The 12,043-nt window shown below is 54.2% G+C and carries 7 protein-coding genes; all 7 read right to left on the bottom strand.

The annotated features are described in order from the left end of the window. Positions 1 to 17 precede the first annotated feature (17 nt). The 7 genes from FH871_RS22065 to FH871_RS22035 all read right to left on the bottom strand — a co-directional run bounded on the left by FH871_RS22065 (position 18) and on the right by FH871_RS22035 (position 11,883). Positions 18 to 791, bottom strand: coding sequence for an SDR family NAD(P)-dependent oxidoreductase (locus tag FH871_RS22065; protein WP_305036507.1), 774 nt, complete (start codon positions 789 to 791; stop codon positions 18 to 20). Between the two features lie 99 nt (positions 792 to 890). Continuing rightward, positions 891 to 2,888: an FAD-dependent oxidoreductase gene (locus FH871_RS22060; protein WP_138993600.1), complete on the bottom strand. Its 1,998-nt coding sequence runs from the start codon at positions 2,886 to 2,888 to the stop codon at positions 891 to 893. 107 nt (positions 2,889 to 2,995) lie between these two features. Continuing rightward, positions 2,996 to 4,753, bottom strand: a complete 1,758-nt coding sequence (locus FH871_RS22055; protein ID WP_138993599.1) for an FAD-dependent oxidoreductase — start codon at positions 4,751 to 4,753, stop codon at positions 2,996 to 2,998. A 295-nt stretch (positions 4,754 to 5,048) separates the two neighbouring features. Beyond that, complete coding sequence (locus FH871_RS22050) at positions 5,049 to 6,707, bottom strand: RagB/SusD family nutrient uptake outer membrane protein (RefSeq protein ID WP_138993598.1); 1,659 nt, start codon at positions 6,705 to 6,707, stop codon at positions 5,049 to 5,051. A 42-nt stretch (positions 6,708 to 6,749) separates the two neighbouring features. Beyond that, entirely contained in the window at positions 6,750 to 10,139 is a 3,390-nt protein-coding gene (locus tag FH871_RS22045) for a TonB-dependent receptor (RefSeq protein WP_138993597.1), read from the bottom strand. 30 nt (positions 10,140 to 10,169) lie between these two features. After that, the gene (locus FH871_RS22040) at positions 10,170 to 11,165 is read right to left on the bottom strand and encodes a FecR family protein (RefSeq protein WP_138993596.1); all 996 of its coding nucleotides are present in this window, start codon (positions 11,163 to 11,165) and stop codon (positions 10,170 to 10,172) included. Positions 11,166 to 11,214: 49 nt separating this feature from the next. Next, positions 11,215 to 11,883: an RNA polymerase sigma-70 factor gene (locus FH871_RS22035; RefSeq protein ID WP_229317471.1), complete on the bottom strand. Its 669-nt coding sequence runs from the start codon at positions 11,881 to 11,883 to the stop codon at positions 11,215 to 11,217. Positions 11,884 to 12,043 lie beyond the last annotated feature (160 nt).

Below are 12,043 nucleotides of genomic sequence, written 5' to 3'. Positions count from 1 at the left end.
TACGATTTTCGGTCGACCTATCTACCCATCCACCCGCCGTCGACGGTCAGAATCGTTCCCTGCACGTAGTTGGAAGCCTGCGACGCTAGATAAACGACGGCTCCCTGCAAGTCGTCAGCTTCGCCCCAGCGTCCGGCGGGAATACGCGCCAGAATGGCCGGATTGCGGTCGGCATCGGCCCGGAGCGCGGCCGTGTTGTCGGTGGCGATGTAGCCCGGCGCAATGGCGTTGACGTTGATGCCTTTCGACGCCCATTCATTCGCCAGGGCTTTGGTCAGCGACCCGATGGCACCTTTGCTGGCGGCATAGCCCGGCACCGTCATGCCACCCTGAAAGGTGAGCAGAGAAGCAGTAAAAATGATTTTTCGGTTGTAGTCCACCTCCCGCGCCAGCATCTCGCGACCGATTTCCCGGCTGATAATGAACTGGGCGTTGAGGTTGATGTCGATGATTTCGTCCCAGTATTCGTCCGGATGTTCGGCCGCCGGTTTTCGGCGAATGTTCCCGGCATTGTTGACCAGAATATCGATGGGCGGACACTCGTCGCGGACGGTTTCGAGAAACGTGTACAACGCGGAGCGATCCGTAAAATCGACCGGAAACGGATAAAACTTGCGGCCCAGTGCGGTTACGGCGGTTTCCACCTCGCTACCCGGTTCGAGCGTGGCCGAGACCCCGATGATGTCGGCACCGGCTTCGGCCAGCGCGATGGCCATCGCTTTCCCGATACCGCGTTTCGCGCCGGTTACCAGCGCCGTTTTGCCCTGAAGGGAGAAAAGATCAAGAATCATGAAGGAATGAAATGAAGATTGCTAACCGTTAAAGCTCCGATCAGGCTTTCCTCTACTGTCAACCAGCCACCAAATTGAAATTAAACGTACCCACGGATGTTAAAACGCCGGTACGAACAAAACCGCATCGGCCACCACCGGCCCGTCGGTTTGCTTGACCGCAATTTCAACCGAGGCCGTTTTCCCTTTTGGCAGGTCGTATTCCCCAAGCGACACCCATTCGCCGGACGTTTGGCCAACCACCACAATATCAGCGGGTTTAATCGGAATAGCCTTCTGGCTTTTTCCGTCCGAAACCGTTACCCCCAACTCGGAAGCACTTTTGGCCAGGCGCGGGAAATAGGTATAGATCCGGTATTTACCCGCCTTGACAATGTTCGGCGTAAACCGCACCGATGCAGCTTCGGTGCCCTGTCCTTCGTGGATCAGATACGACGGGCCATAGCCGCCCTTGCTCTTGCTTTCCAGCCGCCAGGGGCCGGTTGTCGTTGTCAACGCCTGGTCGTCATTATCGACCAGGATTTCAGGTGTACTTTTGTCCGCTAACGGATTCATTTTCAGTTCCTGCTGCAATTTAGCAATGTCCACTTTCTGTACACTGGTTTTCGCATCGATGGCCATCGAAGCCGCCAAGGCCGTCGATTGGCCCAGCACCATAAAAACCGGCTCCATCCGAATCGATCCGTAGGCAATGTGCGACGCCGACAGGCAAACCGGCACCAGCAGATTCCGGCACTCGGTTTCTTTCGGAATCAGGGCGCGGTAGGCAATCGGGTACGGCCCGAAACCGCCCACCTCAACGTTCCCCTCGTTCTTCGCCATTTTCTTGCCGTCTTTTTCGATCACAATCCGCTGAATGTTGTGCGAATCCATCGTGTAAGCCGCCATGCCGACGCCATCGGTCACGACCTCTTTTCCCTGGCAATTGGCCTGCGTCATCACATACGCCCCCACCATCCGGCGCGCTTCCCGAACGTAAAGCTGCGGAGACCAGTTGCCGGTATCGGTGTATTCGTCTTTCGGATAGCCCCACTTCAGCATCTGCTCCCGAAGCTCCTGCGGAACCCGCGAATCGTGGCCGAAGAAATACAGCAATCCCTTGGTATACAGCTCGTGATCGCGAATAATCTGCGCCCGTTTCCCGTAGCTTCCGTCCGGATACTCGTAATTCATGCCGATCATATCCGTCGAAAAACCGTTCCGGTTGTTGATGTCGGTTTTCTTGTTGGGCATTCCGCTCCAGATAAAATAGTCGTTGAGTGTGCGCTTTTGCGGCTGGGCTTCAATCAGCCGGGCGAGCAGGTCATACATCGTAGAATCGTAACCCGCCGGGCGCGTAATGGGTACCTGATTGGCCGGATCGGACGACAGGCAGATGCGGTAGTTATACGCCTGAACTTTGGTATCGCCGGTTCCATCCGGTTCCAGTTTCGCCGGACTAATGCCCCAGAGCAGGCCGGATTCCGGTTTGCCGGGGGTCTTGAACGGGTCGATGCCATCGGGAAGCTGGTGGCCTTTCATGAGCTGCACCCCACTGATGGTTTCGTTGTACTTCGAATTAGCCTCCCGGCCAACGGTGTACGAAACACCGGCTTTCGCCATCAAATCGCCCTCATACGAGCAGTCGATGAACATTTTGGCCCGAACGGTGCGCTTGGCAGCCGGTTTTTCCGAATCTTCCAGCACAATTTCCTGAATGGTTCCGTTCGTCTTTTTTACACTCGAAAGCCGGTGCGACAACAGCACATCGACCTGGCCTCGTTTGACGTAGTCGTTGAAAAGATTTTCGGCTACGTGCGGTTCAAAAATCCACTGCTCGAACTTGCCGTAGTGCTGCCCGATGCGCCGGTAATAATCGCGGGAGATGCCCGTAATGGCGTATTTATTGCCAATGTCGGTGAGGCCCAAACCGCCGGAGGTCATGCCGCCGAGGTGTTTGCCGGGTTCGATCAGCAACACGGTTTTTCCCAGTTTCCGGGCCGTGTAAGCCGCAATGACGCCCCCGGATGTGCCGCCGTAGACGCAGATGTCCACCTGCTGCTGGGCAATGGCGGAGGTAAAGAGAAGAAGATTGAGGCAAAGTAGTAGGTATCGCATGTTTTTCTAAAGAGTTGTTACACAGAGTTGATCAAAGTATATCAGAGATACACAGAGAAAAACTCTGATTAACCCAGATTTCCTCTGATCAACTCTGTGTAATAGTTTTATTTTTTCAAAGCGGCCAACTGGTTGGCTTCAAAATTCGGGTCGGCTGTTGAAAGTCCCTTCTCATACACCAGAATGGCCTTTTGCTGCAACAACGACTTCTGCAATTCCGGTACCGACAGGTCATGTACCGACTGTGATTTCTGGACGCACAGGGCCGCAGCGGTTCCGGCGGCTTGCCCGAGGGCCATCCAGCACGGTTCCATCCGGAGCGTCGAAAAACCGATGTGCGTGGCCGAAGCCGGAACCGGCGCCAGCAGGTTTTCCAAAGGCGAATCCGGCACAATGACCCGGAACGGAACCGTATAGACCGCCGACGGATAACTGATAAAACCGTCCAGGTGAATTTTGCCCGCTTCCCGTTTCCGAACCGCGTGCGAGTCGAGGGCGTAGTGGCTGGCCGTGATGCTGTCGGCGTGGAGCGGAGGTCGGCCGCCCGGTTTGACCGGCTGCGCATCCTGGGCTTTGAAGATGTATTTTCCCTTCATCCGGCGACCTTCCCGAACGTACAACTGCCGGGGAAAATTTCCGTTGTCGGTGTATTCGTCTTTGGCCCAGCCCCATTGTGCGCACTCGTTCCGAAACCACTCGGGTAATTCGGGGTCATTCTGGGCGAAGTAAAACAGGCCTTCCGTGTATTCCCGCAACCGTTGAGCAAACCGGTCGCGCCACTCCCAGCCGGAGGTCGGATAGGGCCAGTTTTCTTCCGGTAAATCGGTGGAAATGAAGGCGTGGTGCTGGTTATTGCCATCGTTTTTCCCGTTCGGCAGTTTGACCATGTTCGTCAGCCAGGCGATGCCTTTCGGCATTCCGGGAACGTCCGGCGACACGCCCGCTTTTGTCTTGCGCTGAATTTCAGCCTTCTGCGCATCGGTCAGTTTCGTCATGGCGACGCCGGTATAGGTGCCGGTTTTGACGTCATTGATCAGCGACACATATTCTTCGCGGTTATATCGCGCCGGTTTCTGGATTTTGACCCGGATTTTCGGATCGTTGGTCACGCACAGGCGGTAATTGTACGACTGAACGGCATTGTCGCCCTGAAACGTCGAGCCTTCGCCCTCCGGCCCGGCCCAGTATTTATACACCCGACCGGCTCCCACTTCGTTGTATTCCGATTTGCCTTCCCGGCCCAGAAAAAACGGAACGCCCGCAGCCGCAATCAGGTCGCCTTCGTAGGTCGCGTCGATAAAAAACCGCCCCTGGTAGGTTTCCGTTTTTTTCGTCGTTCGGTTGATGACGCGAATGCCCCGAATCCGGTTTTTCTCAATCGTCAGATTTTCGGGTTCAAAATCGAACTGCCGCAGGGTCAACACCGTCGCATTCGGGCTGTCTTTTAAAAAGCCATCGAAGATTTTGGCGGCTACCGACGGCTCAAAATGGTAGCCATTGGCACAGTCGGTGGCCTGCTGCGAATCCGCTCCGTATTTTTCGACGTAATAAGCCTTGATGCGCTGCACAAATTCCAGAAACAACCCGCCCGTTGCGCCCCGGGTGGCGATATCGGTGGCCCCCAGACCGTTGGCGGGCAAACCGCCGATGTAGGCCGTCCGCTCCAGAATCAACGATTTTTTGCCCATCCGGGAAGCCGAAACGGCGGCCATGATTCCGCCGGGCGTGGCTCCAACGATGATCAGATCATACTCAGTCTCCGCCAGCTGAGCGCTTGTGCTGGCGTACAGTTCGGGGAGTCCGGCGGTGAGGGCTAGACCGCTCAGGCCGGATAGTTTCAGAAAGTGGCGTCGGGTTGCAGGCATTAGTTTTAGTTTCAGGCAGGTTTATTACTCCTAAATCTCCTTTAAACTGCTCTAACAGGAATTACCCCGGAGGGCCGATCTGTCAATAGGCAGAGTCCAGAAGTCCAGATTCCAAGCCCCGGCTGGGGCGGACTTAGCGTAAGGGCATTCCTTAGAGCGCCCCAGCCGGGGCTGACGGTCACTAACTGGGTTCCTATTGACTATTAACAGACCACCCCTCCGGGGTAACTGTAACTCCCTCCTATCAGAGCCGCTCAAAAGCAATTTAGAGATGATCAGACATCCGTTTTATAATTTAATAACCAGCGTTTTGAGTCAGTACTTTATTCGTAACGGTTTCGATGTACGGAATCGGCCACAGGTAATCGCGGTTCGGATTAAAAATCCGGAGTTCGACCACCCGCATGTCGGCTTTGTTAGGCACATTGCTGTAATCCGGCGTTCCGTTGGCGTCGATCACCGGCGCTGTCGCCAGCAACCCTTTCGGAATCCGGCCCAGGAAATTTCCGTTCATCAGCTTTTCAGCGATTTTCCAGCGACGGATGTCAAATAAACGAAAGCCTTCATTGGCCAATTCATACTTCCGTTCCTTGCGAATAATCGAGCGAAGTTCAGCCTGCGTTTTGCCGGTTTTGATGGCCGGCATGTTGACCCGCTGCCGCACGGCATTGATGGCGTCATAAACCGATTGGTCGATCTGGTTGGCTTCAATTTTAGCTTCCGCGTAGATCAGTAACACTTCGGCGTAGCGGATCAGAATGATGTTGAGTTCCGAATTGCTCCGGTCGTCTTTGTCCGTCAGGTCGGTGTATTTCCGCCAGCAGTAGCCGGTGTAGGTCGCAAAGGCGTGAATGGCATCCTGGTTGTCAACCCGCGCGCCCGTGGCATAATTGATCGTTTTGACGCTGTCTTTGTGGGTTTCAAACTTGAAATTGAAGTAGTTGGAACCCGGTACGGCCAACGTAAAATCCAGGCGCGGATCGCGGTTTTTGAACGGATCTTTCGGGTTATACAAAGGCGACTTATCGATCGACAAACCGTCCGTACACTCGTACGAATCCACCAGCATTTGCCCCGGCACCTTGTTGGAAGCGCCCTGCGCATTGCGTGACAGAAAATTCTGCGGGGTGCTGTGTGTCAGCGTTCCTTTCAGGTATTGCAACGAGAACATGATTTCACTGGAATTCTGGCCTTTATATGAAAACAGCTCTCCGAAATTCGGGTGTAGTTTGTTGATATTCAAATCCATAACGGCTTTGGCAGCGGTGGCCGCAACGTCCCATTTCTCGTTGTATAAGGCCGTCCGGGCTTTGGTAGCCAGAGCCGCCTGCCGGGTGGCCCGACCGGTATTTCTGGCGTCATAGCTGGTTGGCAACGCCTTGGCCGCTTCGTCCAGTTCATTCATCACGAAGGTGGCGCATTCGTCTTTTGTGCTTTTCGGAACCTGCGCATCGGCCAGTCCCAGCGTTTTGGTCACCAGCGGAACCCCGCCAAACAGTTCGATCAGATAACCGTATTGGTAAGCGCGGATGAAACGGGCTTCGGCCTGGTAGCGGGCATACAGCGTCGCATCCATTTTGCCGTCCAGCTTGTTCATGTTGTCCAGGATAAAATTACAGCGGCCAATAATTTTGTAGGACTCATTCCAGACCGAGCGCACAAAACCGTTGTTGCTGTCGTGGCTTCCTTTGCCGATTTGCTGCATGGCACTGTTGTTCCGGTCCCAGTTGATATCGGTGCAAACATCCAGCAAAAGCTGGGTCGGCATCCCATCGCTGGGGTGAAAATTCATGCCCTTGTAACAGCCGTTGACGGCCAGTTCCAGCTCACTGGCGTTGGCAAAATACGATTGGTCGGCGGGGCCTTCCAGCGGAAAGCGTTCCAGATAATCCTCGCAGGAGGTCGTACTCAGGATCAGGCAGACGGACAAAAACCAGTAGTGTATCTTTTTCATTCGAGTGATTCAGTTGAAAATGGGAAGGAAAACCGGCGGTTTTTAGAAGCTGACATCAAGTCCGAAGCTGACCATTTTGACCTGCGGATAGCTGCGTCCCGAACCGACCGGCGATTCGACATCGTAGCCGTCCCAGAACTTATCCCAGGTCAGCAGATTCTGGCCGTTGGCAAAAACCCGCACGTTGTTGATGCCCGCGCGCTGGGTCAGGTTTGTCGGCAGCGTGTAGCCAATCTGAATATTTTTCAGACGCAGGTAGGCGGCATTCCGCATCCAGAAGCTGGAGTTTTTTTCGTTGTTGGCTTCGCTGAATGCCAGCCGGGGAAAAGTGGCATTTGGCGTTTCCGGCGTCCAGTGGTCTTTGTGTTGTTCCTGCACGGTTCCACCCAGAAAGAACGGCATGATGCCCTGCTCATTCAGATAGCCGTCAGCTTTGCCAACGCCCTGAAGAACAATGTTTAAGCTAAACCCTTTGTAATACGCATTCAGCGTGCTGCCGTAGGTGAAGCGGGGAATGGTATTTCCAAAAACCACGTTATCATCGTTGTTGATGAGACCGTCGCCGTTCTGATCCTTGTATTTGATATCACCCGGTTTGATCACCCCAAACTGCTGGGCGTGGGCGGCCACTTCGTCGGCCGTCTGGAAAAACCCTTCCGACTCCAGACCGAAGAGGGAATTGATGGGGTAGCCTTCCCGGTTGGCAGTCAGGCCCGTCAGGTTGACACCCCGCATGTCGATCACCTTGTTTTTAACATCCGATATATTGAATCCGATATCATAGCGAAAATTCCGGACGGCTCCTTTGTAATTGATGCCAAGTTCCCAGCCTTTGTTTTCCACCACGCCGGCATTTTGTGAAGGCTTTCCCAAACCGATGATGGCCGGGATATCCAGTTCCAACAGAATATCTTTGGTACGTTTCGAAAAATAATCAGCGGTAATCGACAGGTTGGAAAACAGCGTCATGTCCAGACCAATGTCCGTCATTTCGGTGGTTTCCCAGGAAATATCCGCGTTCGCCAGCGTATTGAGGGCAACAACGTTGACAATCTGTTTATTGAACGTGTAAGGGCCGAACTGCAGCGACGACATAAACGGATAATTTCCAATGAGCTGGTTACCCAGTTGTCCCCACGAAGCCCGCAATTTCAGCTCGTTGACCACGTTGGAAACCGGCAGCATAAACGGTTCCTGTGAAATCCGCCAGCCGCCCGATACCGAAGGGAAAAAACCGTATTTACGCCCCGTCGCAAACCGGGAAGATCCGTCGTAGCGGGCATTGGCCTCCAGCAGATACTTCTGTTTGTAATCGTAGTTGATTCGTCCGAAAACAGATTGCAACGCCCATTCCGAGGCTCCTCCCGAAGCCCGCTGGATGTCCGAAGCCCCGGCGTTCAGCACCTGATAATCGGGCAATAGAAAGCCCTCCCGGTAAGCCGATACATTGTCATTTCGAAAATCTTCCCGGGAAAAACCGGCTAATATTTTCAATCCATGATCACCGTACGCTTTATCGAACGTCAACGTTCCGCGCAGGGTCGTATAGAGCGATCTGTTTTCTAATTCCGTCAGCGTGCTTCGGGCCGGTGCCAGAAAGCTCAGTGCACCATTGGGTTTATACGCCTGAATCGCTTTGTTGAAATTTTTCTCGATCGACAGGGCATATTTGGGCGCATAGGCGATTTCGGCCGTCAAAAAGGAAGTCGGTTTGTACACCAGGGCCGCATTCAGGAAAGCATAGGGGCTGTTGTTCTTCCGGGTTCCGCCGTCGCGTGACATCGCAATCGGGTTGTCGCCGTTCCAGCCATCGCCCCAGGTTCCGTTGGAATTGATGCCGATCTGATTGGCCGGAATCCGGTTCATCCAGTGGAATACTTCCTCGGAACCCCGGCCCGGTTCGAGGGTCGTGGCTGCCACGAGCTGGAGATCGACCCGCGCGCTGAATTTTTTAGAGAGCTGAATGTCGGCATTGTTCCGGAGCGTGTACCGTTTGAACGTCGAATTCTCGATGACGCCTTTCTGGTCAAAGTAACCTACCGACGTCAGAAAGCGGATTTTATCACTCCCACCGTTGATGCTCACAAAGTGGCTCTGTTGCAGACCGGAACCCGTCAACACTTCTTTCTGCCAGTCCGTATCGGGATACAAATCGAGGTTGGAAGCGCCTTCCGTACGGTATTTCTGGATTAAATCATCGGAGTACAGCGGGGAACGGCCCACGTTCACATACGCTTCGTTGGTGAGCAGCATGTGGTCGATGGCGTTGGCCATTTTGGGCAAATTCGTAGGCGTTTGCCAGCCGACATAGTTGTTGTAGTTGACCGAAATCCGGTTGCCCTTGGCCCGTTTGGTGGTGATCAGAATCACACCGTTGGCCGCCCGCGACCCGTAAATGGAAGACGAAGCCGCATCTTTCAGGACCGAAACCGTCTCGATCAGGTTGGGATCGATGCTGTTCATCGACCCTTCAATGCCGTCGATGAGCACCAGCGGGTCCGAGTTTCCCAGCGTTCCAACCCCGCGAATCCGGATGGAACCGCCGTCGGCACCCGGACGCCCGGAGCGCTGCGTCACCGTCACCCCCGGCATCATGCCCTGCAAAGCGGCTGAGGTCTGGCCCACGGGGCGTCGCACCAGTTCCTCGTTCGAGATGGACGATACGGCCCCCGTCAGGTTCACTTTTTTCTGCGTACCGTAGCCCACCACGACCACTTCCGAGAGCGACTTGGTATCGTTTTCCAGTTTAACCCCTACCGTGGAACGGTTTCCGACGGTCACTTCCTGGGAGATGTAACCGACAAAGCTGAAGACCAAAACCGCCTTTTCGTCGGGCACATTCACCTGGTAGAATCCTTTGCTGTCGGTGGTCGTACCGCGGGTCGTGCCTTTCAACACGACGCTGACGCCCGGTAATCCCGCCCCGGATTCGTCGATAACCGTGCCGCTGATGCTGAGGTCGGCCACAACGGGCTGGTGGTTGGCAACGGGTTCGGGCGCATTGCCATCGGCACGCTCATCAACCGGCGTGGTGGCGGGCATTGAAGCTTCCGGCTGCGTTTCCGGGGTCCGGTTCGACAGGTCGTTTTTCGTTTTCCGCTCTTCGGTGATCACAAACGTGTCTTTCCGGATTTTCTTCACCCGCAAACCCGTATTCTTCAACAGATTGTGCAGATTTTTCTCGACAGAAACGTTCAGGTTGACCGGTTCGGAAGGCCCGTTTTTCCCGGCCATGATCCGGTCTTCAAACACAATTTCAACGCGGTAATGGCGCTGCAAATCGAGCAAAACGTTTTTGAGTTGCATTTGCGCGCTTCGTCCGGCGGAGCGTTGCAGGTGTTGGGCAGACGCCAGCGTCTGGCAAAAACCGGTAACCGGATAGCCGATCAATAGCACTGCTAACAAGCCCAGGTGGTGTACAGCTTTCTTCATTTGATCTGAAATAAAAAGGAATGGGAACAATCAGTTGTTTTTTAGCAGGAGACCCGTGCCGGTTTTCTCGGTTTTGATTTCAAGGGTTTCGGTCAGAACATCAAGCAGTTCGTCGGCATTGTCGGCGTGGTAATTTCCGGAAATGGTTCGTTGCGCCAGTGAGTCATCGACGATTTCTACTTTCAGGCCAAAGTTTTCGCGGAGCAGGTAGCACACTTCCCACACGGACGTTTCCTTGAAGGTCAGCCCGGTTTTGCCCCGGGTTTCGGCCGGTGGAACCGCCGGAAGCTGGCGCAGATGGAGATTGCCCTGGTGGCTGAGCGTCAGCAGATCGCCCGGTTTCATCGTCAATTGGTGTTTATCGGCGCCCCGGCTGTAATCGACCCGGATTTTGCCCCGGCCCAGCGCCACGTTCGTGCTTTGCTTCCGGGCATACACCGTGAACTCCGTACCCAGTACTTCAATCTGAAACTGGTCGGACGTTTTGACCACAAAACGCTGGTGATCGGGTTTATGCGTCACCGAAAACCGGCCCTCTCCCGTCAAAAAAACTTCCCGTATGTTCGTGTAAAAGCCAAACCGGGGGACCTGCAAGGATGAATTGGATTTCAATACCACGCCGGTTCCGTCTTCCAGCCGGAGGGTTTTCGTTTCCCCGTAGGTCGTATAATGTGTCTGATAAAACAGTTTATTCCGCAGAGGAATGAGCAGCGCCAGCAAAACCGTTGCTGCCACCAGATACGGTTTCCAGCCGCCCCAAAAGAACAGCGGTTTGCGAATGGGCATCGGTTCTTCGTCTGCTTCCGGCCTTTCGGTCTGGTCCAGCCGCTGAACCATTTTTTCAAAGGCCGCTTCCTGATCCGGCACAAATTGCAGGGAGCGGATCTCCCATTCGAGCAGCCATGCGTGGAACGTCGGGGTATTGGCCGGATTTTTCAGCCATTCCTCCACGGTTTGACGCTCGATCGGGGTTGCCTGTCCGGCCAGATAGGTAAACAGGGTATGTTTCGATACCGAATGATTCATGGTTATGGCATTTGAACGAGAGACTTGAAAAGCTACTTTTCCCCTTAGTTCAGCAGAAAAATAGATTGATGAGGCAGACGAGCACCGCCCATTCTTCCCGCAGGGTCTGGCGCAGGTGTTTGAGCGCTTTGGAGATATGCACCTCAACGGTTCGGGGGGAAATCTGCAATTCGGTGGCAATCTCTTCGTACTTTTTATTCTCGAACCGGCTCAGCAGAAACACCCGCCGACACTGCGCGGGCAACTGGCTGATGGCGTCGTTGACGGCCAGAAACAGGTTGTTGAAATGGACTTCCGAATCGGGCTGCGGCTGATGTCCCGTCAGGTGATTCTCGGTAGTGGCATCGATGGAGTCGGTTTTGCCAAACTCCCGGCGCAGGTGCGTATAAGCTTCGTTCCGAACCGCCGTGAACAGGTAGCTGATGTAGGAGGAGTGCACTTTTCGGTACGCTTCCGTGCGGTAGAACTGGTAGAACACCTCACTCACCAGGTCTTCGGCCAGTTGCCGGGAATAGACGAACCGGACAGCATGGCTGCACAGCGGGGTATAATAGTGCCGGAACAGCAGTTCAAACCCTTTCCGCGGCTCCTGTTCAAAGGCTTTCCGCAAAAAAAGCTCGGAATCATACACCGTCGTCACCGGTTTCTCTCCGGCAATGGAAGGCGTAGGGCGGTTTTCGGGCGATATCGAAGGATTCAACAGGGTAAAGGTAGCCATTAGCGCAGATCTCTAAAACGAATTAAAGACTTTATTGCACTATTTTACCCTTAGTGATTTTTGAAAAAAGTTGACTTTTTTTTGACCGCTGGTCAATTCAGTTATGGTTTTTAGCAATTCAGTCACCGGTTTGACCTTTTGAGACACCCGGTTTTTGGGT

This window comes from Larkinella sp. C7 (assembly GCF_006149005.1).
Classification (GTDB): domain Bacteria; phylum Bacteroidota; class Bacteroidia; order Cytophagales; family Spirosomataceae; genus Larkinella.
Note: the sequence above shows the minus strand (reverse complement) of the source record. Positions and strands in the feature narration are given on the sequence as shown.